Below are 26,241 nucleotides of genomic sequence, written 5' to 3'. Positions count from 1 at the left end.
CCCGCTCGCAGACATCAAACTCGAACCCGCGAGCGGAAAGGTCACCGCGCCATGCCTGGCGACAGTCACAGTCGAACGCAACCGCCGTCCGCCCTGACGTGACCTCGACGGTTCACGTCTTGCCGGACGGCAAGGAGTGAACCATGAACGATTTTTCCCCCGTAGCGGACGACGAGGCCGTCGCCATCGCCCGCATCCTTGCAAACGACCATGTCGCAGACGTGGTCGAAGCGCTCAACCGCGAGTCGCGCGAAACGGCGACCGAGCTGCTTTGCGAAGTGCCGTTCGAACGGCTGGTCGAGATCTTCGACCAGCCGGAGCTCGAGGGCGCGCCCGAGCTGGCGGAGGCCTTGCCTCGCGCCAAGGCGGGCAAGCTGCTTACCGCCATGTCGGTCGATCGCGCTGCCGACATCCTGCGCGATCTTGACGAACCCGCCCGTTCCGAGCTGCTCGGCGTGCTGGCGCCCCCGCTGCGCGCAACCCTGCTCTCGATTCTCGGTTACCCCGAAGGCAGTGCCGCTTCGATCATGACGACGGAGTTCGTCAGCGTGCCCTCGGACTGGACCGTCGGCCGCACGCTCGACTACATCCGAAAGGTCGAGCGGACGCGCGAAACCGTCTACGCCATCTACATCGTCGATCCCGAGACGCATCTGCTCATGCGCTCGACCGGCCTGCGCCGGCTCATCACCGGCGAGCCTGGCGATTCGATCCTGTCGGTGGCGCCGGACCGCGTGCCGGTGACCGTCACGCCTTTGACCGATCGCGAAACCCTGGCGCAGACGATTTCCAAATACGATCTGCTCGCCGTTCCCGTCGTCGATCACGGCAAGATCCTCGGCATCGTCACCATCGACGATATCATCGACACGATGATCGAGGAGACGACGGAGGACGTGCATCGCTTCGGCGGCATGGAGGCTCTCGACGAGCCCTACATGAAGATGAGCTTCCTCGCCATGATCCAGAAGCGTGCCGGCTGGCTGTGCGCGCTGTTCATCAGCGAGATGCTGACGGCCAACGCGATGCAAAGCTACGAGAGCGAGCTGGAAAAAGCGATCGTGCTGACGCTCTTCATTCCGCTGATCATGAGTTCCGGCGGCAATTCCGGCTCGCAGGCGACCTCGCTGGTCATACGCGCGCTGGCATTGCGCGAGATCGGCCTGCGCGACTGGTGGCGGGTGGCGTTGCGCGAATTGCCCACCGGCCTCCTGCTCGGGGCGATACTCGGCGTCGTCGGCATCTGCCGCATCGCGCTCTGGCAGTATTTCGACTTCTACGACTACGGCCCGCACTGGCCGTTGATCGCCGCGACGGTCGGAGCGGCATTGGTCGGCATCGTCACCTTCGGCTCGCTGTCGGGTTCGATGTTGCCGTTCGCCTTGAAACGCGTCGGCTTCGACCCGGCCAGCGCGTCGGCGCCGTTTGTCGCCACGCTGGTCGATGTCACCGGGCTTGTCATCTATTTCTCGGTGGCGCAGGTGATCCTGCGCGGCACGTTGCTGTAGCAGCTCTCCTAGCTGCGTCGCGGCAAGTACCTTGCCGCGGCGCGTTTGTCCGTCAGTCTACGCGCTCGCCATCCTTCACTCGGTAAGTCGGCTTGTACATGGTCACAAGCTCTTCCGCGGCCGTCGGATGCACGGCCATGGTGCGGTCGAAATCATCCTTGACCAGCCCGGCCTTCAGCGGAATGGCGAGAAGCTGCGCCATCTCGCCGGCATCCGGCCCCAATATGTGCGCGCCGAGTACCTTCTTAGACGCGCCATCGACCACCAGCTTCATCAGCATCTTTTCGTCGCGGCCGGACAAGGTGTGCCGCATCGGACGGAATGCCGCGCGATAGATCTCGATGTCGGGGAAGCGCTTGACCGCCTCGTCTTCCGACAGGCCGACCGTGCCGATCTCCGGCTGCGAGAACACGGCGGTGGCGATCGTGTCGTGGTCGGGCGCGGTCGAGTTGCCCTTGAAGGCGGTCTCGACGAAGCACATCGCCTCGTGGATCGCCACCGGCGTCAGTTGCACGCGATTGGTGACGTCGCCGATCGCCCAGATGTTTTCGACGTTGGTGCGGGAGTACGCGTCGACCTGGATCGCGCCGGTCGCGGTCATCTCGATGCCGATGCCTTCCAGTCCCATATTCTCGGTGTTGGGGATGCGGCCGATGGCGAGCATCACCTGGTCGACCGTCAGCGTCTGGCCGCCGGTGAGCAACGCGTCGAGCCGGCCGTCCGGCCGTTTGCGGATCCATTCCGAGACGGCATGGCAAAGGATCTTGATCCCCTTCTTCTCCATCGTTTCGTGCAGCATGCGCCGCAGGTCCATATCGAAGCGGCTGAGGATCTCCTTGCCGCGATAGACCAGCGTGGTGTCGACGCCCAGGCCATGGAAGATGTTGGCGAATTCGACCGCGATATAGCCGCCGCCTTCGATCATGATCGACTTGGGCAACTGCTTGAGGTCGAAGGCCTCGTTGGAGAAGATGCAGTGTTCGTGGCCGGGCAATGCCGGGTGCGGCGCCGGACGGCCGCCGGTGGCGATCAGGATCTGGTCGGCGGTGACGGTACGGTCCTCGTCCAGAAGACGTACCACATGCGGGTCGACGATCATGGCGCGCGTGTGAAAGGCCTCGCCGCCGGCGCCCTCGACGTTCCTCTTGTAGATCGCCTCCAGCCGGCTGATCTCGCGGTCCTTGTTGGCGACCAGTGCGGGCCAGTCGAAACTGGCTTCCGGCACCGTCCAGCCATAGCCGGCGGCATCGGCGAAATGCTCAGGAAATTGCGAAGCATAGACATAGAGCTTCTTCGGTACGCAGCCTCTGATGACGCAGGTGCCGCCGAAGCGGTATTCCTCGGCGATGCCCACGCGCTTGCCGAGCGCTGCGGCGACGCGCGCCGCCCTCACCCCGCCCGAACCGCCGCCGATGACGAAAAGATCGTAGTCGTAAGCGGCCATTGCGCGGCTCCTTGAGCTTCGGAAAATGTGAGTGACAGGTAGGCCGCAAACCATCAAAAGAAAAGCCCGGACAAGCCGGGCTTCACAGATGGCCGCAGGGCCGTTTGGAATGGCAGGATCAGTTCTGCGTGTCGTCGGCAGGGGCCGATCCATCGGCAGGCGCGGCGCCATCGGCGGGCGCGGCCGCATTAGCAGGCGCTGCCGGCGCTTTCGCCTTGGCCGCCGCGGCCAGCGTTTCACCGACCTGCTGGGCGAGGTCACGAGCAAGCCCGTTCTGCCAGATATCGGCGGCCTTCACCAGGTCGCGCGTCACGGCCGGGCCGCTCTCGAGGAGCTTCTTGCCGGAGTCCGAATTGTAGAAGGTCGCGATGTCGTTGAGTTCCTGTTCGGAAAACACCTTCGCATAGGCAAGGGCCGCTTCCTTCTCCAGGTCGGCCCGGCGCGAGGCAAGCGCCAGCGCCTTCTCGCTGATCGTCTTGGCGATCAGCTCCTGCATGTCGGGGTTCTTTTGGATGAGCTGCGATTCGAGGGCGGCGGCGGCCTGCGGCAGGATGTTGTCGAACGGGTCGGTCGCATGGATCGCGGTGACCGCGGCGCGCGCCGCCTTCAGGTGTGCTTCCGTGACGTCCTGCGAGAACGCCGGCGAAGAGAAGGCGAAGACGGCCGATGCCGCCAGAAGGACGGACAAGCGGCGAACCCGGTTATGCAACATCATGGTCGATAGAACTCCCTGTTTTTCAGGCGGCATGGACGGTTTGGATGCCATCGCCCCCGGCGATGATGGCCGCTGACGCCAGCCCGATGAAAAGACCGTGCTCGACCACGCCGGGAATGGCGTGGAGAGCATTCGATAGCGCTCTTGTATCCGGAATGCGGCCAAAAGATGCATCGAGGATAAAGTGGCCGCCGTCTGTAACAAAAGCCTGGCCGCCCGTCATCCTCAATGTAACCGGACCGGAAAGGCCGAGCCTTGCAGCCGCCTTCCCGATCGCGATTTCGGTTGCGCGCAGGCCGAACGGGTTGACCTCGATGGGCAATGGAAAACGGCCGAGCGTCTCGACCATCTTGGAGCGATCGGCGATGACGATCATGCGAGCGGAAGCCGCCGCGACGATCTTCTCGCGCAGCAATGCGCCGCCGCCGCCCTTGATCAGCGTTAGTGCGGGGTCGACTTCGTCGGCGCCGTCCACGGTGAGATCGAGTTCCGGCGTGTCCTCCAGTGTCGACAGCGGCACCCCAAGCTCGCGGCACAGCGAGGCGGTGCGCTCGGACGTCGGCACGCCGATGATGGTCAGGCCGGTGGCCACCTTGTCGGCAAGCAGCCGCACGAACTCGTCGGCGGTGGTGCCGGTGCCGATGCCGAGCCGCATGCCGTCGGTGACATGGGCAAGGGCCGCCCGCGCGGCTTCGACCTTCAACTGTCTTGCATCCATGCCGCTTTTACCGCCCCGGAACCTGGTGTTTGCGGCTCCTACCATTTTTGCCGGTCCGGTCAAAGCCCTTGCAGCGGCGTAGGTTGATGACGGTCGGCCTCCCGTCAATGGTGTGCCCGCGCGGTCAGCGAGCGATGCGCGGGCAACGTTAATAGGAATTTTTTCTTATATGCCATTGACTGGGTGAAGGCAGTTATGCTACATATTTGCCTATGGTGCAGATTTGCGCCGGGACCCGCCGCACTGGCGGGTTTTTTCATGGCTGGCGGTTCGTCGCGAATGCCCGGTCCGGGGAGCTTGCTTGCCTGAACGAGCCTGCCCGGCGCTTGCCTTGACGCGCCGCAGCCTTTATCGCCTGCCCATTGCATAAACTGCCCAGGATGGATCATGACCCGCCCGATCATCGTGTTTGACCTCGACGGTACGCTGATCGACACAGCGCCGGACCTGCTCGACAGCCTTAACCACAGCCTTGCCGCCAGCGCGCTCGCGGCCGTCGACGAAGCCGGCTTCAGGCGCTTCGTCGGCCATGGCGGCCGCGTCATGATCGAGCGGGCGCACGCCGCGCAGCAGCGGTCGCTCGATGTCGCCGAACACGACCGGCTGCTGAAACTGTTCCTCGACCACTACACCCTCAACATTCCCGGCAAGTCCCGCCCCTACCCCGGCGTCCTCGAGGCGATCGCCCGCTTCGAGAAGGCAGGCTATCTCCTGGCCGTCTGCACCAACAAATACGAGGCCAACTCGCTGGCGCTGATCGAGGCGCTCGGCCTGACCAAACACTTCGCGGCGATTGCCGGACAGGATACCTTCGCCTTCCGCAAACCCGACCCGCGTCACCTCACCGAAACCATCAAGCGCGCCGGCGGCGACCCGCACCGAGCTTTGATGGTCGGCGATTCGCAGACCGACATCGACACCGCGAAAGCCGCCGGCATCCCAGTGGTGGCCGTCGACTTCGGCTACACCGACCGCCACGTGCGCGAATTCGAGCCCTCGGCGGTAATCTCGCATTTCGACGCGCTGACGCTGGACCTGGCTGAGCGGCTGATCGCCGCGGCGCAACATTGAACGGATAGCGGGCGGCCGGGACAGGTTCAATGACAGTTTCCTGTTTGCGGCGGATGCCTCTAATGATCGAAGTCGGCGCCGCCCCTCATCGCCCTGCCGGGCATTTCTCCCCGCACAGAGACGGGGAGAAGGGTCTGGCCGGAACGCTGGCGCCTCCATTGCAACGTTAAAAATTGGCGAAAACGGCGACACAGCCCCCTCTCCCCGTCTATACGGGGAGAGGATGCCGGCAGGCAGGTGAGGGGCGGCGCCGGCGCTTGAAAGAGTATGACGAAACCTGAAGCGATTGCCCCTGTGAGAACGCCGGACACCGCCTTGACTTCCCGCACCGCCCTCCCTTATATCGCGGCTCGCTTGGCCTTCGGGCAACGAGCGGGCGATTAGCTCAGCGGGAGAGCACACCCTTCACACGGGTGGGGTCGCAGGTTCAATCCCTGCATCGCCCACCATCCAACTAAACTGATTTGTTGGATGACTAGGCCCCTCCACTTTGTCCAAAAAAGCTACTGGCGCGTAGGCCAAACAGCTTGGCGCCTCGCCCTTATTGATTTTGGGTTTCCGTCACCATCTGTCGGTTTGTTTGTATGCAAATCAGTTGGGCGACGCTATGGTAGCTTCCTCAACGTCAGATTCTCGGGGGAGAACATGGCAGAACACGCCGTTGAAATCGTCAGGGAAAAGTCGTGGTCGGTTCGCGTGACCGTCAATGGCGTCACCACCACCGTCCCATTCTCAGCCGAAAGTTATGCGCGCTCATACGCCGACGGTCAGGCGTTCCGGCTGGGTGTGCAGGTGGCAGAGCTTAAGCGGTCAGCCTGACGCGTGGGGGTTGAGAAGCCCTCCGAAAGATTGCAGGTAGGCGACGAAAGCCGGATCATGTGGGGCGACGGCGAGCGGGCTCGGCCCGTGCGGGCGAGCAGGTATTCGAGAATCGCGATCGATTCGACCATGATCATCTCGCCGTCTTGTAGCGCCGGGACAAAGCCGGCGGGGTTGATTGCAAGAAAATCGGGAATTGCTCGAGGGCAGTCACAAAGCCGATGCATAGCCTGGCCATCCATCCCGCCTGGGGAACAAACCTCCCCATCACTGAGTTTCCCCCTGTCGAAACTTGAGGGAAAACCATGACCAGATTTCTCGTGGCGACAAGCGTCGCCGTTCTTCTCGGCTCCGGCCCGGTTCTGGCGGCCGACGAAAAACCGCTGCCGCCGCCCAATGCCAAGAAATTGTCTGACATCATCGCCAAGGTCGAGCAGCGCGATGGCTTCCGCTATGTCCAGGAGGTCGACTGGGATGATGGCGCCTATACCGTCACCTACTACACCGCCGACAAGGCGAAGGTCGAAATCACCTATGATCCGGTGACGGCCGAGCCCAGATAGCTTCGTCAGGAGAAACTTGCGGGGCGGGCAACCCGTTCTACGATCCCTCCCGCGGTGATCACCGGTCCCCATCTGAAAATGCCGAGCCTGCGGCGTGAGATGCGCCCGCCCTTGCGCCAATGCACCTTTGATGGCTGATTACAGCGGAGCTTCACGGGGGGTATGCATGGCGACGGCCAGGCATGTGTTGAAACGTATCTTGATGGTGCTTGCCGGCTATCTCGTCGCCGTGCTGGTCGGCCTGATCGCCGTTGTCGCGATCTATGCCGTGCTGAGCTCCCTACCCAATGCGCCCCGGTATTTCGACCTCATGGGCGTCTCGCCGATCGCGGCGCTGGTGGTGCCGCCGGTCGGCATGTTCATCTATTTCCTGACGATCGTGCTGACCGGGGTGCAGACATTGGTGTTCGCATTGATCGCCGAATGCTTCTCGTTGCGCGGCTTCTGGCTGCACATGCTCTTCGGCGGGGCGGCGGCGGTCGGCGGCTTTGCCCTGATCTGGCCGAGCGCGCTCGAGGACATGGCGTCGGAGCGCTGGGCCGATATAGGCATCATCGCCGCTGCCGGCCCGGTCGCCGGGCTTGTCTACTGGCTGATCGCCGGGCGCGACGCCGGTTTCCGGCGACCGCTCTCGGCCCGCTGAATTCTCAGCTCGACGGCGAGCGCGCCGCTTCGGTGGCGTCCAGGGCCTGCTTCAACCGCGTGTCCCGGTCGTAGACGTCGTTGAAGTATTCGACCTTGCCGGACATGTCGGGCCATGCGGTGAAGTAGGCGACATAGACCGGAATCGTGCGCGTCACGCTCTCGGTCGAATGGCCGTGCTTCAGCTTCTCGGCGATATCGTCGACCGAGGTACCCAGCACCGCAGCCGCCATGCCCCGCGGATCCTGCAGCCGCACGCAACCATGGCTGAGCGCGCGCATGTCGCGCTGGAAGAACGACTTCTGCGGTGTGTCATGCATGTAGATGGCGTGCTTGTTGGGGAACAGGATCTTCAATTCGCCCAGCGCATTGGCCTCGCTCGGCAGTTGGCGCACGCTGTAGGGGATGTTCGCGCCATAGCCGCCCCAGTTTACCGCCGAGGACGGAATGCGCTTGCCGCGCGAATCCGTCACCTCATACCCGGCCCGGTCGAGATAACCCGGATCGCTGCGCAATCTCGGCAGCATCTCGTTGACGATGATCGACTGCGGCACCCCCCAATAGGGATGGAAGTCGACCTGCTTGATCTGGTCGTAGAAGAAGGCGGTCTGGTTGGTGGTCCTGCCGATGACCGCACGGGTTTTCAGCTTTTCCTCACCATTGTCGATGTAGCTCGCCGTGAAGGCTGGCTGGTTGATGAAGACACGCGGGCTGCCGAGGTCGGATGGCAGCCAGCGCAGTTCTTCCAGCGCCACCTGTACCTTGAGCAGCCGGTCGGCCTTGGATGTTCCGGCCAGCGACGCGACGGTGCGCGGTCCGATGACGCCGTCGCCCTTCATGCCTGCTTTTTGCTGCACGGCCTTGATGACCGGGACCAGCTCAGGGAGGTAGACATCGCTGGTGGCGAGCCGCGACAGCACTTCGCCGTAGGCGCCGCCCATCTCGTCGTCGAGATTGCGCGCGATCAGGCTCAGCAGCTTGGGAAGCTCGGGACTGGTTTCGCCCGGCTTCAGCAACAGCTTGGGATCGACGACGATCTCGTTTTCGGCGCTCGCTTGCAGCGCCTCCAACTCGACGCGCAGCGCCTGGTACTCCGGGTTCTGCGGATGCCGCGATTCGAGATAGGTGCGCACTTCCTGGGTGTGCGCCAGCGTCTTCAAAACGCCTTCCATGTCGAGCGGCTTGGCGGGGAAATCATAGTAGCCGGTCATGCGGTTGGGTTCGACGCGGCCGCTTTGGGCATCATGGACATAGCGAAGCACGCGAGCCGACAGCGCCATTTCGAAGCGCACGAACTCCTTCAAACGTGCAGCGGCGTCACCAGTCGACGCAGCGGCGGTCGGCACGTCGACCGTGTAGTCGGACGGTGCCAGGCCGTAGCTCGCCGCCTCGCCAAGCACCCGCACCGCGTCCTGTGCGCGGCTGTTGGCGTTGGCTCCGGTCACCCAGATGAAATCCGGATTGGCCGAATAATAGGCGATCAGCGCCTTGGCGATATCCGGCTCCGCATAGAGCTCGTAGTCGCTCAGTCCGGCGATTGCCTCGCGAAAGGCGTTGCCGGTGGCTGAGGGCACGAAGGCGGCGTCCTGCGGCGTCGCCGGCTGCGGCGCTGCCGTAAGCGCCGAGAAGTCGACGCGCACGAGCTTGTCGGCTTTGTAGGTGTAGTAGGAAGGGCTGCTGATCTTCACGCTGCCGCCGCCACCACCGCCGGCGGATACGTTGGGGTTCGGCTTGCGCCTTGGTGGCGGAGGAGGAAACTCACCTCGCGGCTCGTGCCTTACGCCGCCGCCGAAAAGCATGTCGAAAAGCCCCTGCGCGCCTGCTTGCGGCGTTCCCAGGGCCAGCGTCGCCACGAGCGCTGCAAGCGGCAACGCGGTAGCTTTGTTTCCCGGCAATTTCATGGTCACCCGCTCCAGCCGCAACCGGCTCCGTTCCGCACGCTCGTGCGTCTTGCCCACCGCATGGCGGATGTAAGACGCGACTATACCGATTCATACCGATTTCGTTAAGCTTTCATAAATTTTGGGGCGGCTGTGGCAGAACGGTTTCACAACATCGTGACGGCCGGAGCGGACACAATCCGCTCCGGCCGTCGAAGCCCAGGGGCGTCGTCAGACCTCGGCGCATGGCCGTGGGCGAATTGCCGAGGAGTTTCGACTGCGAAGCCGCTGCGACCTCTTTCGCGACGGCTCAACACGGCATGTCGATCCAGGCGCGCGACGGTGCTTCGCATGCGGCCCTGCTGGCAACCGTGGAGGGGGCAATGGCCGCCTGGAAGATGATAGCCGGTACCGACGCGGGATGACAAACGCCGGGCGTTGTGCTCGAAATCCGAACGGACGGAGCGCCAGTCTAAACGGGCCGGGAGGATCGGACGGTGAAAAAGGGTTATCGCGAACTGCTGGATGAGGCGAATGCCGAGATCGAAGTGCTTTCGCCCGAGGAAGCGGCAGCCCTGATCGAGGACGAAGGCACCATCTTTGTCGACCTGCGAGATCCTCGCGAGATTGAACGCGACGGCAGGATTCCCGGCGCGAAACATGTCACCCGTGGCATGCTGGAATTCTGGATCGATCCCGAGAGCCCTTATCACAAGCCGTTCTTCGCTTCGGGAAAGAGCTTCGTGTTCTTCTGCGCCGGCGGCTGGCGTTCGGCGCTCGCCACCAAGACCGCGCAGGACATGGGGCTGTCGCGGGTCAAGCATATCCTTGGCGGCTACACCGCCTGGAAGGCGGCCGGACTGCCGGTGGAACCCGGCGAGAAGAAGAAACAGCCCTGATTGCGGTTCAATGGAGCAGCGACGGCTCCCGTTGCGCGGCCACGAAGCTGACGGCGCGTTCCACCACGCCCTTGTCCGCCAGGATGCGGCGATGGCCGAGCCCTTCGGCCCAGTGGAGCAACACATGGTCACCGGCGCCGGCATAACGCCAGGCATGATCGGCCGAGACTTCGCGATCGTCGGGTGCGTGGATGACCAACGTCGGCACCGGCGCCTGGGCAAGCTGCCGATCGCCGGTGAATTCGTGCAGCGGCCGGCCGGAAAGATATTCGACACGGTCCGCCATGGCGGCCTGCGAGCGCGGACCGACATTGAGCATGCGGCTGAAGTCGGCGAAGATGGCCGGCAATGAACTCGGCGCGGCGATCAGCACCAGGCGCCCGGCCGCCAGCGGCGCAATGTTCCTGATCGATCCGGCGATTGCATTGGCGGCGACGGCGCCGCCGAAGGAATGACCGACCACCGCCGCGAACGGGCCGAACCATTCGCCCGCGATTCGCACCGCATCCACGGCATTGACCATGTTCAACCGCCGGCCATGCGATTGGCCGTGGCCGGGAAGGTCGAGCGAGACGACCCTGTAGCCGGCGGCGCGGTAGCCCTCGATCAGCATGCGCATATATTCGGTGCGCGAGCGCCACCCATGAACGACGAGAACCGTTCCGGCGGACGCCCTGCCTGGCTCCGGACGGAATTCATGCACCATGACGCAGCCGGATCCGGCTTTCAGCCGGTGATGCCGCGCTTCATCCATGAAATCTGCCGCGCGGTCGACGGCACGGCGTTCGCCCTCGCTCAGCACCCTGGCGTTCGGCGTACGGCAGAACAGCTCGAATGCGGCGCGCCCGGTGAGGCGGGGGGCGACATGTTCGGCGGCCCCGAATACACCCCGGATGACCTTCAGTCCGAATGATGCCATAGTGGGAATCCATCCATACGTTCAAGCATGAACATAATAGTTCAAAGATGAACAATAAACAAGAGCTGCCCTGGGACAACCCGCGGTTTCGCAACTGGGTCGCGGTTGCGCGCGCCTGCCATGTGCTGGAGCGCACGCTTGCCGTGAAGCTCGCTCCGCTCGATCTGAAACCCGCGCAGCTCGATGTGTTGATGAATCTCTACCGCCATCCCGGCATGTCGCAGCACGATCTCGCCCGCAAGCTACTCGTCGGTCGCTCCAACATCACCATGCTGTTGCCTCAGCTTGAGGCTCGCGGCCTGCTGCGCCGCGAAGGCGACGAGAAGGACAAGCGCATCCTGCGGCTGGCCCTCACCGAAGCCGGCGAGGCGCTGCTGATGCAGGCGCTGAAGGTGCACATGGCGCTGATCGAGAAAGCGATGAGCCAGTCGACGCCGGAGCAGTGCGACATGATCGGCGAGCAGATGCGCAAGATCCACGAGGTGTTGAAGGACGCCTGACCGCCATTGCGGTCCGGCGGATCACCACATCGTCTTTTTCGCCCGCTCCGGCCATTCCTTGTCATAGGCGGCGCCGTCGATGTTCCTGCGGCTGGTGATCTCCAGGATCTTTCCTGGTGTCGGCAGGGACTTCGGATCGACATGCCTTTCCGGGTTCCACAGTTCCGACCGCACGATGGCGCGGGCGCATTGGAAATAGACCGTATCGACATCGATGACGCTCACCGAGCGTGCCGGCCTGCTGTCGACCGTGAACGACGCGCAAAGCGCGGCATCCGTGGTGATGTGTGCGCGGCCGTTGATGCGCAGCGTCGTTCCGGAGCCCGGCACCAGGAACAGCAGCCCGACGCGGGGATCGCGAATGATGTTTCTCAGCGAATCGGCGCGGTTGTTGCCGCGCCGGTCCGGCATCATCAGGGTTTTCGGATCGACGATGCGCACGAAGCCGGCGAGATCGCCGCGCGGCGAGCAATCCAGCCCTTCCGGCCCGCTCGTCGCCAGCGCGACGAAGGGCGAGGCCTCGATGAAGGCGGCGTATTCGGGAATGACGTGGTCGAGTTCCTTGACCACCGAGGCTTCGCCGGGCAGGCCATAGAGCGTTTCAAGCTGTTCGACTGTGGTTATGATGGACATTGTCTCGTCTTCCGATCCGCCGCCCCTACTCCCGCTCCATGACATCTTGACGACGCCCGCCGGCTAACGGTCGCGGCTGAGACCCTTTTGCGCAAGCTCGGCAAGGTAGGCGTTCCAGCGCGCGTCCTTCTCGTGGCCTAGCGTGTGCAGGTAATTCCAGGTGAAGATCCCGGTGTCGTGGAAATCGTCGAAGGTGATGCGCACCGCGTAGTTGCCGACCGGTTCAATTTTGAGGATGGCGACATCGCGTTTGCCCGGAACGGTCACCCGCTGGTCCGGCGAATGGCCCTGCACCTCGGCCGACGGCGAGGCGACGCGCAGCAGCTCGGCCGGCAGCTCGAATGGCTGGTGGCCGGGAAAGGTCACGGAGAGCAGTTTGCGGTCTTTGGAGACCCGCAGTTCCTTCGGCGCCGTCATGGTGTTTTTCCGTTTCGAACCGCCCTTCCCTACGCCGCTTCGCCGGATTGGAAAAGCCCGTACCAGGCAGCCGACATCCGGTGTCGGTCGGGGAATGTTACCAAAGATCGAGAGCGGCTATCTTGAACGACAGGCCGGATCGTATCACATAGCGATATATAACGCCGTCGTTCACAGCCACGGGAAACGCTTCACGCATGGACATGATCGATCCTTTCGGCCGCACGATCAGCTACCTGCGCGTGTCGGTCACCGACCGCTGCGATTTCCGCTGCACCTATTGCATGGCCGAGGACATGGCTTTCCTGCCCAAGAAGGACCTGCTGTCGCTCGAGGAACTCGACCGGCTGTGCAGCGTCTTCATCGCAAAAGGCGTGCGCAAATTGCGTCTCACCGGCGGCGAGCCGCTGGTGCGCAAGAACATCATGCACCTGGTCCGTCAACTGTCGCGTCATCTCGAAAGCGGCGCGCTGGAAGAACTGACGCTGACCACCAACGGCTCGCAGCTTTCGCGTTTTGCTGCCGAGCTCGCCGATTGCGGCGTCAAGCGCATCAATGTTTCGCTCGACACGCTTGATGCCGACAAGTTCCACGCAATCACCCGCTGGGGCCATCTCGGCAAGGTCATGGCCGGCATCGATGCGGCGCAGGCGGCGGGGCTGAAGATAAAGCTCAACGCCGTGGCGCTGAAGGATTTCAACGACGCCGAATTGCCTGAGATGATGCGCTGGGCGCATGGCCGCGGCATGGACCTGACCGTCATCGAAACCATGCCGATGGGCGAGATCGACGCCGACCGCACCGACCAGTACCTGCCGCTGTCGCTGCTGCGCGCCTCGCTGGAGCGCCAGTTCACGCTGACAGACGTCCCGTTCAAGACCGGCGGTCCGGCCCGCTATGTCCATGTCGCGGAAACCGGTGGCCGGCTCGGCTTCATCACGCCGATGACCCATAATTTTTGCGAGAGCTGCAACCGCGTCCGGCTGACCTGCACCGGCACGCTCTATATGTGCCTGGGCCAGGAGGATGCCGCCGATCTCAGGGAGCCGTTGCGTGCGTCCGAAGGCAACGATCTGGTCGGCGCGGCGATCGACGAGGCGATCGGGCGCAAGCCGAAAGGGCATGATTTCATCATCGACCGTCGCACCAGCCGCCCCTCCGTGTCGCGGCATATGAGCGTCACCGGCGGCTGATTTTCCCACGGATCTGGTGCAGGATCGCTTCCGGCTGACTGCTGGAGGAATGGAATGAAGTGCGCGCGCTCGGTATTGGCATTCGTTGCGGCGATCGCGGCAATCCCCTCGGCCGCCGCTCCTTTGACCTACACCAACGAGCGATTCGGCACGGTCTGCACCTTTCCCGATGATGTTTTCACCGACCGCCAGCCCGAACCGGACAATGGCGACGGCCAGCAATGGCTCGCGCCCGACGGCGCCAGCCTGATCTGTTCCGGCATCCTCAATATCGACAACGACACGCCGAAGAGCTTCGTTGCGGCCGAGAAGACAAGCACCCAGGCGGGTTACAAGGTCACCTACAGCAGGACGGGAAAGAACTGGGCCGTGCTTTCGGGGCTGAAGGCCGGGAACATCTTTTATGAGCGCCGCCTGTTCGGCAAGGACGGCGTCATCCGCACCGTCTGGATCGAATATCCGCCGGCCGTGAAGCCGAAATACGACCCGCTGGTCGGCGCCATCGCCGCCAGCCTCGAGGGACCGTGACTATTGCGGCCATGCCGCAATAAATCTCCGCCGGCGGATGCCCGCCTGATTTACCCCAGCCGTTTTCGCGCCTAGCCTTCCATCCGGTAGCGGCTTTCGCTCCGTTGGGGGAAAACATTATGCGCAAATTCATCTTTTCTGTTGCCTTGCTCGGCCTCGCCGCCATGCCGGCGGCGGCGCAATCCATCGGCGGCACTTACGATGTCGCCGGCACCAATTTCGATGGTTCGGCCTATGGCGGCGAAGCAACCATCACGCTGACAAGCGGCACGACCTGCACGATCCATTGGGAAACCGGCGGCTCGTCCTCGGACGGCATCTGCATGCGCAACGACAACGCCTTCTCGGCCGGCTATGTCCTGGGCAAGGAGATCGGCCTTGTCGTCTACAAGATGGATGACGACGGCTCGCTGCACGGCCTGTGGACGATCGCCGGCAAAGACGGCAGCGGCACCGAGGTGCTAACGCCGAAGAAGTAAGGCCGGTCATCCGCGGTTGAAATTCTGGGCCGCGATCAAGGCCGTGGCCCAGCCCTTTGTCGTTGCTGTTTCGGTCCCGGCTGCTACAGGCTTTTTTCAAAGCAGAACCGGTAGAGATCTTGCCCCTTTCTCCCAATCTTCGCGGTGCGTTGTTCATGGTGGTGGCGATGGCCGGCTTCACCCTCAATGACGCGATCACCAAATATTCGTCGCAGTCGATGAACATGGCGCAGGTCATGCTGATCAGAGGCGCATTTGCCTCGCTCTTCGTCGGCCTGCTTGCCTGGCAGCGCGGCGCGCTGGTCCGGCCGCGCTCGATGCTGCAGCCACTGGTGGCGCTGCGCGTCCTTGCCGAGGCCGGCGCGACGGTGACCTTCCTGGTCGCGCTTGCCCATTTGCCGATCGCCAGCGTCTCGGCCGTCCTGCAGGCACTGCCGCTGGCCGTGACAATGGGCGCGGCCCTTGTCTTCGGCGAGGCGGTCGGCTGGCGCCGCTGGCTGGCGATCGCCGTTGGATTTGCCGGCGTGCTGGTCGTGGTGCGCCCGGGCTTCGAGGGGTTCAGCATGTTTTCGCTCGTGGCGCTGGCCAGCGTCGCCTGCTGCGCAGTGCGCGACCTCGCCACCAAGCGGATTCCGCAGGCTATCCCCACGCTGCTCGTCTCCACCGCAACGGCATTGGCCATGACCATGGTCGGCGCGCTGCTGCTGTCGCCGATGGGCGGCTGGACACCGATGACGGGAAAAGCCACTGCGCTGCTGGCGCTCGCAGCGGTGCTGGTGCTCATCGGCTATCAATTCATCATCATGGCGATGCGCTCGGGCGAGATTTCCTTCATAGCGCCGTTCCGCTATACGGCGCTGCTCTGGTCCATTGTGCTCGGCCTGCTGGTCTTCGGCGATGTCCCCGACATGACAATGATCATCGGCGCCAGCACAATCGTGGGCTCCGGCCTTTACGCGCTTTATCGTGAGCGCGTCGTCGGCCGGCGCAGGATCGTCGCGGAAAGCACTGGTCCTGCCATGGCCCCGGACGGCATATAAGAGGCTCGGGGAGAATCCCGTGATTTTCGCGACGGCGCACGGGCTCGATGATGGTGATGGATATTGCGGGATTGATGCTGGCCGGCGTTCAATCCAGACGCAGGGGCGGCGGCGACAAGACCTTGCTGCGGCTCGAAAGCGCCCCCCCGCGATCTTGCCAAGGCGGCGCGGTTGCTGCAGAGCATCTGAGATGAACAAGCGCCTCTTCGGCATCACCGGCTGGAAGAACTCCGGCAAGACGACCCTGACTGAGAAACTGGTCGCGGAACTCGTTGGGCGCGGCTGGACGGTTTCGACCGTAAAGCACGCCCATCATGATTTCGACATCGACAAGCCGGGCGCGGACAGCTTTCGCCACCGGCAGGCAGGAGCCATGGAAGTCGCCATCGTCTCCGCCAATCGCTGGGCACTGATGCACGAATTGCGCGGCGAGGATGAGCCGGCGCTGGAAGCGATCCTGTCGCGGCTTGCGCCGTCCGACATCGTGCTGGTCGAAGGCTACAAGCGCGAAGCCCACCGCAAGATCGAAACCCGGCGCCTGGAGGCGAAGGACCGGACGCCGCTTTCGGCGGGTGACCCCGGGATCGTTGCCATTGCGGCCGACTTCGTCATCGAGGACAAAAGCCTGCCGGTGTTCGACCTCGACGACGTGAAATCGATAGCCGACTTCGTCGAGCGCGCGACCGGCCTCGTTGCTTGAGAAGTAACGTAACGGCAGAAGGACATTGCCGATTTTCGTGGTTTTGCAGTTGCTTTTTTCTTGGAAAGAGTGGGAGTATCGGGCCAGCGGGCGGTCAAAAGCACCGCCCCCACAGAGCCGTTTCGGAACGACGGCCGGGACCATAAAGAGAGGATCATTATGCGTATTGCACTGCGTATCGCGCTCGCCGCTTCGGCCGCGCTGCTGACGCTCGGCGTAGCCCAGGCCCAGGAAAAGACCCTGAGAATCGGCACCGAGGGCGCTTATCCGCCCTTCAACAACCTGACTTCCGATGGCAAGCTCGTCGGTTTCGACATCGACATCGCCCAGGCGCTCTGCGATGAGATGAAGGTCAAGTGCACCTTCGTTGCCCAGGATTGGGACGGCATCATCCCGGCGCTGCAGGCGGGCAAGTTCGACGCCATCGTGGCATCGATGTCGATCACGCCGGAGCGTGCCGAGAAGGTAGACTTCACTCACAAATACTACAACACGCCCTCGGCGCTGGCCGTCCCGAAGGATTCGACGCTGAAGGGCGTGACCAAGGAGGACCTCGCCGGCAAGAGTATCGGCGTGGCCACCACGACGACCCATTTCAACTATGCCTCGAAGACTTACACCGACAGCACGATCAAGGGTTATCCGAGCAGCCCCGAGGAACAGGCGGATCTGGCCAACGGCCGCCTCGACGCCATCGAGGATGATATCGTGGTGCTGCAGCAGTGGCTGGATTCGCCTGACGGTGCCTGCTGCAAGATCCTCGGCCAGCCCTCGCCGCAGCCGGTCGAGATTTTCGGACCTGGCGCCGGCATTGCCGTGCGCAAGGGCGAGACCGATCTGGTCAACAAGCTGAATTCCGCCATCGACGCCATCAGGGCCAACGGAAAATACAAGGAAATCAACGACAAGTACTTCAAGTTCGACGTCTACGGCGCCGAGTCCTGATAATCACCTCCAAGGGCGGCAGGGTCTCCCTGCCGCTTTACCCGATCTGGGAGCTCTGGAGATAACACCACTCGATGCCAGCCCAAAGCATATGGACACTTCTCAGTTGGGGACCCAATGGCTGGCTTGACGATATCGCCTATGGCGCGGTGGTCACCATCGCGCTGGCGCTCGCCACGCTTCCGATCGGCCTGACGATCGGCTTTTTCATTGCCTGGGCAAAGCAATCCGAAGAGCCTTCGCTGCGGCTGGCCGCGAACATTTACACCACCATGTTTCGCGGCCTTCCGGAGCTGGTGACGCTCTTCCTGTTCTTCTTCGGCATGCCCATCCTGCTGCAATACATCATCCGCTTCTTCAGGCCCGAGGCGACGATCGATGTCGACAGCTTCATCGCCGGCATGATCGTGCTCTCGTTGATCTTCTCTTCCTATGCCAGCGAGGTATTCCTTTCGGCCTTTCGCGCCATTCCGAAGGGCCAGTATGAGGGCGGCTATGCGATCGGTCTGTCGAAGTGGCTGACCATGCGCAAGGTGATCCTGCCTCAATTGCTGCGCATCGCCTTCCCCGGTCTCGAGAATTGCTGGCTCAGCCTGCTCAAGGACACAGCCCTGGTCTCGGTCGTCAACCTCGCCGAGACCTTGCGCAATGCGGGCGTCGCGGCGCGCGTCACCAAACATTCGTTCCTGTTCTACAGCGTCGCGGCGCTGGTCTTTCTCATCCTGGCAATCCTGTCTTCGATCGCCACCGGCTTCATCTTGCGGTCGCTCGGGCAGAAGGAAGCGCGATGAGCGTCACCGACACCATTGCCGTCGATCGGCCGCCGCCGCCGGCGCGCGGCTGGCCGCGTGCCCGTATCGTGGGATACGCACTCGTCGGCCTCTGGATCCTCTTCGGCTTCGGCATACTGGCCTATCTGGTCTCCGCGTGGAACGGCGAGTTCTTCGCACGATATGCGCCGGCCTATCTGCAGGGACTTGGAACCACCCTGTCGCTGGTGGCGGTGTCGATGGTGGCCGGCGCCATCCTGTCGCTGCCCGTCACCTATGGCCGCATGTCGAACAACCGGTTGCTATCGTGGCCCGCCTATTGCTACGTCTATTTCTTCCGCGGCACTCCGCTGCTGGTTCAGGTCTATCTGGTCTATTACGGGGTCGGTTCTTTCCGCGTGCAGCTCGAATCGGTTGGGCTATGGTGGTTCTTCCGCGACGCCTTCAACTGCGGCGTGTTCGCCTTTGCGCTCAACACGGCCGCCTATCAGGCCGAAATCCTGCGCGGCGCCATAGAGAGCGTTCCAAGGGGCCAGTGGGAAGGCGCCGCTTCGCTCGGCCTGCACAAGCTGCAGACGCTGCGGAAGGTCATTCTGCCCCAGGCGATCATCGTGGCCTTGCGACCCTACGGCAATGAACTCGTTCTGATGATCAAGGCCTCCGCGATCGTCGCCATCATCACCGTCTACGACCTGATGGGCAATGCGAAACTCGCCTACGCCAAATCCTTCGACTTCCAGGCCTATGTCTGGGTGGCGATCGTCTATCTGGTGATGGTCGAGATCCTGCGCCACTGCGTCGAATGGATCGAGCGCCGGATCACCATTCACCTGAAACGGTAAGCCTACCTGATCTGTGCCAGTCGATGGCGCGGCGCGCGCCTTGACGAATCCGCCGCATGGCCTAGACCTTCCGCAACTGCAATTTCTGCTCCCGTCGGAAGGAACAAGCCATGGCATCGGTGGCATTTCTCGGTCTTGGCGTCATGGGCTATCCCATGGCCGCGCATCTGAAGAACAAGGGCGGCCACGACGTCACCGTCTACAACCGCACCAGGGCGAAGGCCGAGCAATGGGTCGCCCAGCACGGCGGCGCTCTCGCCCTGACGCCGGCACAGGCTGCCGAAGGCAAGGACTTTGTTTTCTCGTGCGTGGGCAATGATAACGATCTACGTTCGGTGACGACGGCAAAGGACGGTGCCTTTCAGGCCATGAAAAAGGGCGCCGTCTACATCGACAACACCACGGCATCGGCCGAGGTCGCGCGCGAGTTGGCCGAGGCCGCACAGGAGCGCGGCTTCTCGTTCCTCGATGCGCCGGTCTCCGGCGGCCAGGCCGGCGCCGAAAACGGCATTCTGACCGTCATGGTCGGCGGCGATCAGGCAGCCTTCGACAAAGCCAGGCCCGTCATCGACGCCTATGCCCGGATGATCGGGCTTATGGGACCGGCAGGCGCCGGCCAGCTCACCAAGATGATCAACCAAATCTGCATCGCCGGGCTGGTGCAGGGACTGTCCGAAGGCATCCATTTCGGCAGGAAAGCCGGGCTCGACATCGAGAAGGTCATCGATGTGATCTCCAAGGGCGCAGCGGGCTCGTGGCAGATGGAGAACCGGCACAAGACGATGAATGCAGGCAAATACGACTTCGGCTTCGCGGTCGACTGGATGCGCAAGGATCTCGGCATCTGCCTTGATGAAGCCGACCGCAACGGGGCCAGACTGCCCGTGACGGCGCTCGTCGACCAGTTCTACAAGGACGTCCAGGCGATGGGCGGCAGGCGCTGGGACACATCCTCACTGCTGGCGAGGCTGGAAAAGTAGAACGCAGATGTCCCTGCCCTGCCCGAGCTGGAGCGCGGACGACATCGTCGCTCACCTGCGCTCGATCGGCACGCAGGAAAACCGCGCCGGCATGGCCCGGTTCGGCATCAACACCGCGACGGCGCTTGGTGTAGGCAATTCGGATTTGCGGCCGCTGGCGCGCAAGCTGAAGCGCAATCACGAGCGGGCGCTTGCCCTGTGGGACAGCGGTGTTCGCGAGGCGCGGCTGGTGGCGGCGTTCACCGGGGAGCCGAAAAGGATCACGGCCGAGCAGTGCCGCCGCTGGGCCGGCGATTTCGATTCATGGGAGATCGTAGACAGCGTTTCGGATCTCTTTGCTGAAACGCCGTTCCGGCGTGAGTTGATCGAGGAGTTTGCTGCCGACGAACGCGAGTTCGTGCGCCGCGCCGGCTTTGCCATGGTGGCGTGGAGCGCAGTGCATCTGAAGCAGGAGCCGGACGCGACGTTTCTCGCCTATCTGCCGTTGATCGAGGCGCATGCCGGCGATCCGCGCAATTTCGTCAGGAAGGCGGTCAGCTGGGCGCTGCGGCAGATTGGCAAACGCTCGGCCGCACTGCATGCCCCTGCCCTTGCGCTCGCGCAAAAGTTGGCCGGATCATCCGACAAGACGGCGCGCTGGATCGGCCGGGACGCCGTGAAGGAGTTAACGGATGCCAAAACGCTGGAACGGCTCACCGCCAGAAAAAACTGATCTTGCCGATATCCGGTTCACGGAGGTGACGCCGGCAACACGCGGCGACTTCGAGATATTGTTCGAGCAGCCGGGTGCGCCAAAATATTGCTGGTGCATGGCGTGGCGGCAGTCCGTCCGCGAGCACATCCCGAATGATGAGAAAAGGCGCCAGATGATGGCACTTATCGATGCCGGCAGGCCGGTCGGCATCCTCGCCCAGATCGACGGCAAAAGCGTTGCCTGGTGTTCGGTCGCGCCGCGCGAAACCTACCGAAGGCTTTCAAAGCGGCAGGACGACAGGGAGACGGGGGTATGGTCGATCGTCTGCTTTTATGTGCCAAGGGCTTTGCGCGGCCGCGGTCTGGCTTCCGCAGTGCTCGATGCGGCCGTTCACCACGCGTTCGCCAAGGGGCGCATATCATTGAGGCCTATCCGGTGGACGAGGCATCGCCGAGCTACCGTTTCATGGGGTTTCGCGACATGTTTGCGACGCGCGGCTTTCATGACACCGGCATGACCGGTTCTGGCCGGCATGTAATGCGGCTCGAGCGTTGACGTCGCCGGAGACGGTGTCTTTACTCGAACGCAAAGGAAAACGTCCGATGACCAAACGTCTCATAGCCATGGCAGCGTTCGCGGGCGCGATGTCGGCTTTTACAGCCGCCCTCGCTTCGGCCGAGACCACACACATATTCTGGAAGGATTTGCGCCCGGCGACCCAGGCGGTTGCCGAAGAAGCCGGCCTGCCGATGATCGCGGCAAAATTGCCCGATCGCGGCGAGACGTTATCCCTCGGCCTGCAGGACAAGACCATACAAATAGCCGGCTATGCGTTGCCGGTCGATCGCGAAGGCGATCTTGTCTATCAATTCCTACTGGTGCCGTGGACCGGCGCCTGCAGCCACATGCCGACACCACCACCCAACCAGATCGTCCTGGTCACCCCGGCTCATCCCTACAGGATGTCGCAGGCCTACCAGCCGGTTTCCGTAACCGGCGCGCTGAAACCGGGCATGGAGAAGAGCCAGCTTTTCATCCTGGACGGCGTCTCGGTCATCCAGTCGGGCTATACCGTGCGCAAGGCAGACGTGACCGGCGTCGACACCGTGCCGGACACAGTCACCCTACCGGTCAACTCGCCTTGGACTTTCCTCAACAAAAAGAAGAACTAAGCAAGGCGAGCTTGCGTGACCTTGCATGCATCAAGGCCACGCGCGCTCAGGCCGCGTTCGCACCCGATTCCTTGTCCAGCACCATGTAATCGAGCGGGATTTCGGTCGTGTATTTGATCTGCTCCATGGCGAAGGAGGACGAGACGTCGCGAATCTCGATCTTGGCGATCAGCCGCTTATAGAAAGCATCATAGGCTGCAATGTCGGGCACCACGACACGCAGGAGGTAGTCGACATCGCCGCTCATGCGGTAGAACTCGACCACCTCGGGGAATTCCTGGATGACTTCGGAAAAGCGCCGCAGCCATTCATGGCTGTGCGAATTGGTGCGGATCGAGACGAAGACGGTGACCCGCACATTGACCTTTTCATGATCGAGAATGGCGACACGCCGCTTGATGACGCCCTCTTCCTCGAGCTTCTGGATGCGCCGCCAGCAAGGGGTCGTCGACAGTCCCACTTTCTTGGCGACATCTGCGACCGCGAGCGTCGCGTCCTCCTGCAGGAGGCGGAGAATTTTTCGGTCAAGGCGGTCCATTGAAAGCTCCTGAAGGAATGGATTGGCCATAATCGGCGTTATTATAGGCTTCCACAAGAAAAAAATTCTGCTGATTGGCGGAAAAGCCGGTGGTTTCTTGCTGAATGTCTAACCGAGGCGATAGCGGATTTCCGACCTGAGGAAAGGCAGCAAATCCATTTCAAACCAGGGATTCCGCTTCAGCCAGCCGGTGTTGCGCCAGGACGGATGCGGCAGCGGCAGCACCTTCTGGCCAGCGGATTTCTCCCAGATGGAGCGCCAGTCCCTCACCGTTTCCGTCAGGGACGGGCGCCGCGCGGCACCCATGTGCCAGGACTGCGCGTAGATGCCGATCGTCAGCACCAAGTCGATCTGCGGCATGAGCCCCATCAACGGCGCGCGCCAGGCCGGCGCGCATTCACGCCTTGGCGGCAAGTCGCTGCCCTTGGCGTCCTGGCCGGGGAAACAGAAGCCCATCGGCACGATAGCGAACTTCTCGGTGTCGTAGAACTCCTCGCTGGTGACGCCGAGCCAGTCTCGCAGCCGGTCGCCCGAAGCATCGGTGAACGGCATGCCCGACAGATGCACCTTGGTTCCCGGCGCCTGGCTGGCAATCAGGATGCGGGCATTCGACGAGGGTCGCAGCACCGGGCGCGGTTCGTGCGGCAGTGGCCGGCCGATCGGATTGTCGACGCAGATGCGGCAGGCGCGAACCGTCGCGGCGAAGCTTTCGAGTTCCGCAGTCATCCTCAGGCCGCGGCACTCGGCCGGCTCGAAACCATCCGATACCAGCGCAACACATTGCTGCACTCGTCCGGCACCTTGATGCGCGCCGGTTTCATAAAATCGATGGCGATCATCCCGGTGATATCGGCGATCGAATAGGCGTCGCCGGCGGCGAATTCGCGGGTTCCCAGTTCGCCGTCGAGAAGTCGCAGAAATTCGATTGCCTTCGGCTTGTTGGCCTCGCCCCACTCGGGAATCTGCGGGATCTCCCATTCCTTCATGGCCGGATGGGTGTGGCGGAAAGCTTGCGCGACGCAGGTCAGCAGGTTGAATTCCATCCGCCTTTGCCACATCTCGACCTGCGCCTTGCCGAGCGCCCCGCGACCGAACAGTGCGGGCTCGGGATTGAGTTCCTCGAAATAGCGGCAGATGGCGACGGACTCGGTGATGACGGTGCCATCGTCAAGCTCCAGCACCGGCAATCGCCGCAGTGGATTGCGCGAGCTGACCGCCTGTTGCCTGTGTTCCAGCGCGCCCATGTCGACGGACACCAGCGGAACCGCGATTCCCTTCTCGGCCAGAAAAATGCGAACCCGTCTTGGGTTGGGCGCTCGGCCGCCGTCGAAGAGCTTCATTCGATCCTCCAGTTCTTGCCGGTGATGGCAGGGTTCAGCTTCCGCCGGCTTACCAGAAGCGGAAGATCTCTCGCACGGCATCGCCGATGGAGGCGAACGTGCCATGTTTTCTCTCGACGGACTCGCCATGGTGGCTGTCGCGCCAATCTTGCGGCTGGTCGAACGTACCTGCCCAGATACCGGCCTTTGCCGCGCGCGCGATCGCTTCCTCGCTCTCGTAATCGCCGAAAGCGACCGCCCAGCCCGCCTCGACCTGTGCGCGGTTGAGATCGGTGTCCCCGGCCCTGCAATCGCCGAGCAGCCGGCCGTAACGATCGCGCTGCCAGCCGCTGCAGATGACGGGCCTGCCGGCGATCAGGCGCACCAGAGATTGGCGCGCAAGCGTGCCACAGGAATAGTCGGCGCCTTTCTTGCGGCAGGTCTGAGTGTATTCCGGCGCGTCGATGCCGCGCATGCGAATGCGTTCGGCGCCGAGCGTGATCGAGTCGCCATCATTGATGATGGCGACGCCCTGTGTCTTTCGCGTCTCCACGCGATCGAGGCGCGCCGCAAGCACGATCAGCAACCCCAGAATAATGACGGTCAGCCCGTAGTCCAGCAATTTGCGCCATGGGCTTCGCGGACGCGGCGCAGCGTACCGCCGGCGCGGTCCTTGCGACCAGGAACGGCTCATATGGCAAACGGTTGGTTAATCATTCGAACGTAGCTTAACACCTTGAAATGCCGCCCGCATAATTGAAGTCTTCATGCCTTTGCAACGCTCGAACACAGCGGACAAATTCATTGTGGACCGCAGGAAACGCCATCGCAACAGCGATGTCGCGCGCGCGGTGCGCAAGACGCGCGACCGTCTTTCGCAACAGGCCGGCAATCCGGATTTCGATCGCGAACTATTGAAACTCCATGCGCGCGCGATGACCAGCGGCGCCATTGCCATTCCGCTGCTTGTCCTGGCGATCGCCGCGCTTGGCCGGCTGGCCGGCATCGGCAATGAGATCATTCTCTGGGCGCTGTTCACCCTGACCTGCTACACGATGTTGGCTTTCATGGCGCGCCGCGTCGAACGCGTGGAAGCGTCCGAGCTTAACCCGTTGCAAACCCAGAGAGAATTCCTGTTCGCACATTTCCTGTGCGGCCTCGGCTGGGGCTGGTTCGTCTGGCTCGGCTGCGGTGCCTGCGCGGTCGACCAGTTTCAGGTGGTCAAGGCCGTGGTGCTGCTGCTTGCCATGGCCGGAACCGCTATCATGGCCTCATCCCTGCGCGGGGCGCTGCTGGCGACTTTCGCTGTTCCGGTGACGCTTTACGCCTACGCCGAAATAAGGCTGTGGATGCCTGTCGGGGCGATCATGGCCGTACTGCTCGTTCTTTCGCTGCCTTTCTTTGCCTATATCGCGCGGAACCTCAACCGCTCCTCCCTGATGCTTTTGTCGTTCCGCTCCGAAAAGGACGCACTGATCGCCGAAGTCGAGACCGCGAAATCGATGTCGGACGAGGCGCGGCGGCGCGCGGAAGATGCCAATCTGGCCAAATCGCGCTTTCTTGCCTCGATGAGCCATGAATTGCGCACGCCGCTCAACGCAATTCTCGGTTTTTCCGAAGTGATGTCGAACGAAGTGCTGGGGCCGATGAGCAATCCCACTTATCGCGACTATGCCCATGACGTGCACGAATCCGGCCAGCATCTTCTCGACCTCATCAACGAGATCCTCGACCTGTCGCGCATCGAGGCCGGCCGGTACCAGCTCAATGAAGAGCCGGTGATGCTGCTCGGCATTGTCGAGGATTGCTGCCACATGATGGAGTTGAAGGCGCGCAACAAGGATATCCGCGTCATTCAGGATTTCGAACATGCCTTGCCGCGCCTGTTCGCCGACGAGCGCGCGGTGCGCCAGATCACCCTCAACCTCTTGTCCAACGCGATCAAGTTCACCGCCACCGGCGGCGAAATCCGCGTGCGCGTCGGCTGGACGGCCGGCGGCGGACAATACATCTCGGTCAGGGACAACGGCCCCGGCATACCGGAAGACGAGATCCCGGTAGTGCTTTCGGCCTTCGGCCAGGGTTCGATCGCCATCAAGAGCGCCGAACAGGGCACCGGACTTGGTCTGCCGATCGTGCAGGGCCTGCTCGCCATGCATGGCGGCGAATTCCAACTTCATTCCAAGCTGCGCGAAGGCACAGAGGCGATTGCCATCTTCCCGCTGAGCCGGGTGATGGAGGAACTGCCGGCCCTGCCGACCGCGGCGGTCGCGGCGCGTCGGCGTTGACGCGCCTCATGCGTGGAATGAGCGA

General features: G+C 62.9%; 31 protein-coding genes, 1 tRNA gene and 3 pseudogenes. 23 read left to right on the top strand and 12 right to left on the bottom strand.

What is annotated here, in order from left to right; genetic code table 11:
• Positions 1 to 143 precede the first annotated feature (143 nt).
• A complete protein-coding gene (gene mgtE, locus FJ951_RS13480; RefSeq protein WP_140515394.1) occupies positions 144 to 1,508 on the top strand; it encodes a magnesium transporter in 1,365 nt (454 codons plus the stop codon).
• A gap of 52 nt (positions 1,509 to 1,560) precedes the next feature.
• Here mgtE and gor read toward each other — a convergent pair whose 3' ends face one another.
• The 3 genes from gor to rpiA form a co-directional block, all read right to left on the bottom strand.
• Positions 1,561 to 2,952: a glutathione-disulfide reductase gene (gene gor / locus FJ951_RS13475; protein ID WP_140515393.1), complete on the bottom strand. Its 1,392-nt coding sequence runs from the start codon at positions 2,950 to 2,952 to the stop codon at positions 1,561 to 1,563.
• A gap of 118 nt (positions 2,953 to 3,070) precedes the next feature.
• Positions 3,071 to 3,667 carry a DUF2059 domain-containing protein gene (locus tag FJ951_RS13470; protein WP_140515392.1) on the bottom strand — a complete coding sequence of 199 codons (597 nt, stop codon included), beginning with the start codon at positions 3,665 to 3,667 and terminating at the stop codon, positions 3,071 to 3,073.
• 22 nt (positions 3,668 to 3,689) lie between these two features.
• Positions 3,690 to 4,385: a ribose-5-phosphate isomerase RpiA gene (rpiA, locus tag FJ951_RS13465; protein ID WP_140515391.1), complete on the bottom strand. Its 696-nt coding sequence runs from the start codon at positions 4,383 to 4,385 to the stop codon at positions 3,690 to 3,692.
• 387 nt (positions 4,386 to 4,772) lie between these two features.
• On the opposite strand from rpiA, the gene FJ951_RS13460 reads away from it, so the two are divergent.
• The 3 genes from FJ951_RS13460 (at position 4,773) to FJ951_RS28440 (ending at position 6,275) form a co-directional block, all read left to right on the top strand.
• On the top strand, positions 4,773 to 5,456 hold the full coding sequence (locus FJ951_RS13460; protein WP_140498617.1) for a phosphoglycolate phosphatase: 684 nt from the start codon (positions 4,773 to 4,775) through the stop codon (positions 5,454 to 5,456).
• A 374-nt stretch (positions 5,457 to 5,830) separates the two neighbouring features.
• Positions 5,831 to 5,905, top strand: a tRNA-Val gene (locus FJ951_RS13455).
• Between the two features lie 196 nt (positions 5,906 to 6,101).
• Positions 6,102 to 6,275 carry a hypothetical protein gene (locus tag FJ951_RS28440; protein ID WP_181165341.1) on the top strand — a complete coding sequence of 58 codons (174 nt, stop codon included), beginning with the start codon at positions 6,102 to 6,104 and terminating at the stop codon, positions 6,273 to 6,275.
• Positions 6,276 to 6,305: 30 nt separating this feature from the next.
• Here the strand turns inward: FJ951_RS28440 and FJ951_RS13450 are convergent.
• Positions 6,306 to 6,466, bottom strand: a pseudogene (locus FJ951_RS13450) (glutathione S-transferase N-terminal domain-containing protein); the annotation flags it as partial.
• 114 nt (positions 6,467 to 6,580) lie between these two features.
• Here FJ951_RS13450 and FJ951_RS13445 point away from each other — a divergent pair.
• Both FJ951_RS13445 and FJ951_RS13440 read left to right on the top strand, forming a co-directional pair.
• Positions 6,581 to 6,838: a PepSY domain-containing protein gene (locus FJ951_RS13445; RefSeq protein ID WP_140515390.1), complete on the top strand. Its 258-nt coding sequence runs from the start codon at positions 6,581 to 6,583 to the stop codon at positions 6,836 to 6,838.
• 166 nt (positions 6,839 to 7,004) lie between these two features.
• On the top strand, positions 7,005 to 7,481 hold the full coding sequence (locus tag FJ951_RS13440) for a hypothetical protein (protein ID WP_140515389.1): 477 nt from the start codon (positions 7,005 to 7,007) through the stop codon (positions 7,479 to 7,481).
• Positions 7,482 to 7,485: 4 nt separating this feature from the next.
• Here the strand turns inward: FJ951_RS13440 and FJ951_RS13435 are convergent, their stop codons facing one another.
• Entirely contained in the window at positions 7,486 to 9,381 is a 1,896-nt protein-coding gene (locus FJ951_RS13435; protein WP_140515388.1) for a murein L,D-transpeptidase, read from the bottom strand.
• Positions 9,382 to 9,605: 224 nt separating this feature from the next.
• Between FJ951_RS13435 and FJ951_RS13430 the strand changes: the two are divergent.
• Positions 9,606 to 9,785: pseudogene (locus tag FJ951_RS13430) on the top strand (TetR/AcrR family transcriptional regulator); the annotation flags it as partial.
• Positions 9,786 to 9,857: 72 nt separating this feature from the next.
• Complete coding sequence (locus FJ951_RS13425) at positions 9,858 to 10,259, top strand: rhodanese-like domain-containing protein (RefSeq protein WP_140498621.1); 402 nt, start codon at positions 9,858 to 9,860, stop codon at positions 10,257 to 10,259.
• Between the two features lie 7 nt (positions 10,260 to 10,266).
• On the opposite strand, the gene FJ951_RS13420 is transcribed toward FJ951_RS13425, so the two are convergent.
• Entirely contained in the window at positions 10,267 to 11,178 is a 912-nt protein-coding gene (locus FJ951_RS13420; protein ID WP_140498622.1) for an alpha/beta fold hydrolase, read from the bottom strand.
• Between the two features lie 47 nt (positions 11,179 to 11,225).
• Here FJ951_RS13420 and FJ951_RS13415 point away from each other — a divergent pair, with 47 nt between their 5' ends.
• Positions 11,226 to 11,678: a MarR family transcriptional regulator gene (locus FJ951_RS13415; RefSeq protein WP_140515387.1), complete on the top strand. Its 453-nt coding sequence runs from the start codon at positions 11,226 to 11,228 to the stop codon at positions 11,676 to 11,678.
• A 21-nt stretch (positions 11,679 to 11,699) separates the two neighbouring features.
• Here FJ951_RS13415 and FJ951_RS13410 read toward each other — a convergent pair whose 3' ends face one another.
• A complete protein-coding gene (locus tag FJ951_RS13410; RefSeq protein ID WP_140515386.1) occupies positions 11,700 to 12,311 on the bottom strand; it encodes a pyridoxamine 5'-phosphate oxidase family protein in 612 nt (203 codons plus the stop codon).
• Positions 12,312 to 12,374: 63 nt separating this feature from the next.
• Positions 12,375 to 12,728 (bottom strand): DUF971 domain-containing protein, encoded by a 354-nt coding sequence (locus FJ951_RS13405; RefSeq protein ID WP_140498625.1) that lies wholly within the window; start codon positions 12,726 to 12,728, stop codon positions 12,375 to 12,377.
• Positions 12,729 to 12,925: 197 nt separating this feature from the next.
• Between FJ951_RS13405 and moaA the strand changes: the two genes are divergently transcribed.
• The 13 genes and pseudogenes from moaA (at position 12,926) to FJ951_RS13340 (ending at position 22,071) form a co-directional block, all read left to right on the top strand.
• Positions 12,926 to 13,921, top strand: coding sequence for a GTP 3',8-cyclase MoaA (gene moaA, locus FJ951_RS13400; protein WP_140515385.1), 996 nt, complete (start codon positions 12,926 to 12,928; stop codon positions 13,919 to 13,921).
• A gap of 54 nt (positions 13,922 to 13,975) precedes the next feature.
• Positions 13,976 to 14,449 (top strand): hypothetical protein, encoded by a 474-nt coding sequence (locus tag FJ951_RS13395; protein ID WP_140515384.1) that lies wholly within the window; start codon positions 13,976 to 13,978, stop codon positions 14,447 to 14,449.
• Positions 14,450 to 14,568: 119 nt separating this feature from the next.
• Positions 14,569 to 14,928 (top strand): hypothetical protein, encoded by a 360-nt coding sequence (locus FJ951_RS13390; RefSeq protein ID WP_140498628.1) that lies wholly within the window; start codon positions 14,569 to 14,571, stop codon positions 14,926 to 14,928.
• A 119-nt stretch (positions 14,929 to 15,047) separates the two neighbouring features.
• A complete protein-coding gene (locus FJ951_RS13385; protein ID WP_140515383.1) occupies positions 15,048 to 15,968 on the top strand; it encodes a DMT family transporter in 921 nt (306 codons plus the stop codon).
• A 50-nt stretch (positions 15,969 to 16,018) separates the two neighbouring features.
• A pseudogene (locus FJ951_RS29090) lies at positions 16,019 to 16,108 on the top strand (molybdenum cofactor guanylyltransferase MobA); the annotation flags it as partial.
• A gap of 50 nt (positions 16,109 to 16,158) precedes the next feature.
• Positions 16,159 to 16,668, top strand: a complete 510-nt coding sequence (gene mobB, locus FJ951_RS13375; protein ID WP_140498630.1) for a molybdopterin-guanine dinucleotide biosynthesis protein B — start codon at positions 16,159 to 16,161, stop codon at positions 16,666 to 16,668.
• A 159-nt stretch (positions 16,669 to 16,827) separates the two neighbouring features.
• Positions 16,828 to 17,613 (top strand): ABC transporter substrate-binding protein, encoded by a 786-nt coding sequence (locus FJ951_RS13370; RefSeq protein ID WP_140498631.1) that lies wholly within the window; start codon positions 16,828 to 16,830, stop codon positions 17,611 to 17,613.
• Positions 17,614 to 17,687: 74 nt separating this feature from the next.
• Entirely contained in the window at positions 17,688 to 18,404 is a 717-nt protein-coding gene (locus tag FJ951_RS13365) for an ABC transporter permease (protein WP_140498632.1), read from the top strand.
• Complete coding sequence (locus FJ951_RS13360) at positions 18,401 to 19,225, top strand: ABC transporter permease (RefSeq protein WP_140515382.1); 825 nt, start codon at positions 18,401 to 18,403, stop codon at positions 19,223 to 19,225. The genes FJ951_RS13365 and FJ951_RS13360 overlap by 4 nt, the downstream gene beginning before the upstream one ends.
• 110 nt (positions 19,226 to 19,335) lie before the next feature.
• A complete protein-coding gene (locus FJ951_RS13355) occupies positions 19,336 to 20,205 on the top strand; it encodes an NAD(P)-dependent oxidoreductase (RefSeq protein WP_140515381.1) in 870 nt (289 codons plus the stop codon).
• 7 nt (positions 20,206 to 20,212) lie between these two features.
• Positions 20,213 to 20,917, top strand: coding sequence for a DNA alkylation repair protein (locus FJ951_RS13350; protein ID WP_140515380.1), 705 nt, complete (start codon positions 20,213 to 20,215; stop codon positions 20,915 to 20,917).
• Positions 20,877 to 21,416 carry a GNAT family N-acetyltransferase gene (locus FJ951_RS29085; RefSeq protein ID WP_348642797.1) on the top strand — a complete coding sequence of 180 codons (540 nt, stop codon included), beginning with the start codon at positions 20,877 to 20,879 and terminating at the stop codon, positions 21,414 to 21,416. Before FJ951_RS13350 ends, FJ951_RS29085 begins: the two co-directional genes overlap by 41 nt.
• 85 nt (positions 21,417 to 21,501) lie before the next feature.
• Positions 21,502 to 22,071 (top strand): DUF3299 domain-containing protein, encoded by a 570-nt coding sequence (locus FJ951_RS13340; protein ID WP_140515379.1) that lies wholly within the window; start codon positions 21,502 to 21,504, stop codon positions 22,069 to 22,071.
• 46 nt (positions 22,072 to 22,117) lie between these two features.
• On the opposite strand, the gene FJ951_RS13335 is transcribed toward FJ951_RS13340, so the two are convergent.
• From FJ951_RS13335 to FJ951_RS13320, 4 genes are all read right to left on the bottom strand, one after another.
• Positions 22,118 to 22,609 (bottom strand): Lrp/AsnC family transcriptional regulator, encoded by a 492-nt coding sequence (locus tag FJ951_RS13335; protein ID WP_006205209.1) that lies wholly within the window; start codon positions 22,607 to 22,609, stop codon positions 22,118 to 22,120.
• 108 nt (positions 22,610 to 22,717) lie between these two features.
• Positions 22,718 to 23,335 (bottom strand): uracil-DNA glycosylase family protein, encoded by a 618-nt coding sequence (locus FJ951_RS13330; protein WP_224518976.1) that lies wholly within the window; start codon positions 23,333 to 23,335, stop codon positions 22,718 to 22,720.
• Positions 23,336 to 23,337: 2 nt separating this feature from the next.
• Positions 23,338 to 23,949, bottom strand: a complete 612-nt coding sequence (locus tag FJ951_RS13325; protein ID WP_140515378.1) for a glutathione S-transferase — start codon at positions 23,947 to 23,949, stop codon at positions 23,338 to 23,340.
• A 49-nt stretch (positions 23,950 to 23,998) separates the two neighbouring features.
• Positions 23,999 to 24,622, bottom strand: a complete 624-nt coding sequence (locus tag FJ951_RS13320) for a thermonuclease family protein (RefSeq protein WP_140515377.1) — start codon at positions 24,620 to 24,622, stop codon at positions 23,999 to 24,001.
• A gap of 73 nt (positions 24,623 to 24,695) precedes the next feature.
• Here FJ951_RS13320 and FJ951_RS13315 point away from each other — a divergent pair, with 73 nt between their 5' ends.
• Positions 24,696 to 26,216 carry a HAMP domain-containing sensor histidine kinase gene (locus tag FJ951_RS13315; protein WP_140515376.1) on the top strand — a complete coding sequence of 507 codons (1,521 nt, stop codon included), beginning with the start codon at positions 24,696 to 24,698 and terminating at the stop codon, positions 26,214 to 26,216.
• Positions 26,217 to 26,241: the final 25 nt, after the last annotated feature.

The organism is Mesorhizobium sp. B2-2-3, from assembly GCF_006442405.1.
In the GTDB taxonomy this organism is placed as follows: domain Bacteria; phylum Pseudomonadota; class Alphaproteobacteria; order Rhizobiales; family Rhizobiaceae; genus Mesorhizobium.
Note: the sequence above shows the minus strand (reverse complement) of the source record. Positions and strands in the feature narration are given on the sequence as shown.

Bases quoted from the DNA above. Each gene is read 5' to 3' on its own strand.
- FJ951_RS13395 (WP_140515384.1), top strand. From the start codon at position 13,976: ATGAAGTGCGCGCGCTCGGTATTGGCATTCGTTGCGGCGATCGCGGCA.
- FJ951_RS13340 (WP_140515379.1), top strand. From the start codon at position 21,502: ATGACCAAACGTCTCATAGCCATGGCAGCGTTCGCGGGCGCGATGTCG.
- FJ951_RS13325 (WP_140515378.1), bottom strand. From the start codon at position 23,949: ATGAAGCTCTTCGACGGCGGCCGAGCGCCCAACCCAAGACGGGTTCGC.
- FJ951_RS13350 (WP_140515380.1), top strand. From the start codon at position 20,213: ATGTCCCTGCCCTGCCCGAGCTGGAGCGCGGACGACATCGTCGCTCAC.
- FJ951_RS13315 (WP_140515376.1), top strand. From the start codon at position 24,696: ATGCCTTTGCAACGCTCGAACACAGCGGACAAATTCATTGTGGACCGC.
- FJ951_RS13440 (WP_140515389.1), top strand. From the start codon at position 7,005: ATGGCGACGGCCAGGCATGTGTTGAAACGTATCTTGATGGTGCTTGCC.
- gor (WP_140515393.1), bottom strand. From the start codon at position 2,952: ATGGCCGCTTACGACTACGATCTTTTCGTCATCGGCGGCGGTTCGGGC.
- mgtE (WP_140515394.1), top strand. From the start codon at position 144: ATGAACGATTTTTCCCCCGTAGCGGACGACGAGGCCGTCGCCATCGCC.
- FJ951_RS13320 (WP_140515377.1), bottom strand. From the start codon at position 24,622: ATGAGCCGTTCCTGGTCGCAAGGACCGCGCCGGCGGTACGCTGCGCCG.
- FJ951_RS13390 (WP_140498628.1), top strand. From the start codon at position 14,569: ATGCGCAAATTCATCTTTTCTGTTGCCTTGCTCGGCCTCGCCGCCATG.
- moaA (WP_140515385.1), top strand. From the start codon at position 12,926: ATGGACATGATCGATCCTTTCGGCCGCACGATCAGCTACCTGCGCGTG.
- FJ951_RS13355 (WP_140515381.1), top strand. From the start codon at position 19,336: ATGGCATCGGTGGCATTTCTCGGTCTTGGCGTCATGGGCTATCCCATG.
- FJ951_RS29085 (WP_348642797.1), top strand. From the start codon at position 20,877: ATGCCAAAACGCTGGAACGGCTCACCGCCAGAAAAAACTGATCTTGCC.
- rpiA (WP_140515391.1), bottom strand. From the start codon at position 4,385: ATGGATGCAAGACAGTTGAAGGTCGAAGCCGCGCGGGCGGCCCTTGCC.
- FJ951_RS13365 (WP_140498632.1), top strand. From the start codon at position 17,688: ATGCCAGCCCAAAGCATATGGACACTTCTCAGTTGGGGACCCAATGGC.
- FJ951_RS13330 (WP_224518976.1), bottom strand. From the start codon at position 23,335: ATGACTGCGGAACTCGAAAGCTTCGCCGCGACGGTTCGCGCCTGCCGC.
- FJ951_RS13470 (WP_140515392.1), bottom strand. From the start codon at position 3,667: ATGATGTTGCATAACCGGGTTCGCCGCTTGTCCGTCCTTCTGGCGGCA.
- FJ951_RS13410 (WP_140515386.1), bottom strand. From the start codon at position 12,311: ATGTCCATCATAACCACAGTCGAACAGCTTGAAACGCTCTATGGCCTG.
- mobB (WP_140498630.1), top strand. From the start codon at position 16,159: ATGAACAAGCGCCTCTTCGGCATCACCGGCTGGAAGAACTCCGGCAAG.
- FJ951_RS13460 (WP_140498617.1), top strand. From the start codon at position 4,773: ATGACCCGCCCGATCATCGTGTTTGACCTCGACGGTACGCTGATCGAC.
- FJ951_RS13420 (WP_140498622.1), bottom strand. From the start codon at position 11,178: ATGGCATCATTCGGACTGAAGGTCATCCGGGGTGTATTCGGGGCCGCC.
- FJ951_RS13370 (WP_140498631.1), top strand. From the start codon at position 16,828: ATGCGTATTGCACTGCGTATCGCGCTCGCCGCTTCGGCCGCGCTGCTG.
- FJ951_RS13435 (WP_140515388.1), bottom strand. From the start codon at position 9,381: ATGAAATTGCCGGGAAACAAAGCTACCGCGTTGCCGCTTGCAGCGCTC.
- FJ951_RS13360 (WP_140515382.1), top strand. From the start codon at position 18,401: ATGAGCGTCACCGACACCATTGCCGTCGATCGGCCGCCGCCGCCGGCG.
- FJ951_RS13445 (WP_140515390.1), top strand. From the start codon at position 6,581: ATGACCAGATTTCTCGTGGCGACAAGCGTCGCCGTTCTTCTCGGCTCC.
- FJ951_RS13335 (WP_006205209.1), bottom strand. From the start codon at position 22,609: ATGGACCGCCTTGACCGAAAAATTCTCCGCCTCCTGCAGGAGGACGCG.
- FJ951_RS28440 (WP_181165341.1), top strand. From the start codon at position 6,102: ATGGCAGAACACGCCGTTGAAATCGTCAGGGAAAAGTCGTGGTCGGTT.
- FJ951_RS13405 (WP_140498625.1), bottom strand. From the start codon at position 12,728: ATGACGGCGCCGAAGGAACTGCGGGTCTCCAAAGACCGCAAACTGCTC.
- FJ951_RS13415 (WP_140515387.1), top strand. From the start codon at position 11,226: ATGAACAATAAACAAGAGCTGCCCTGGGACAACCCGCGGTTTCGCAAC.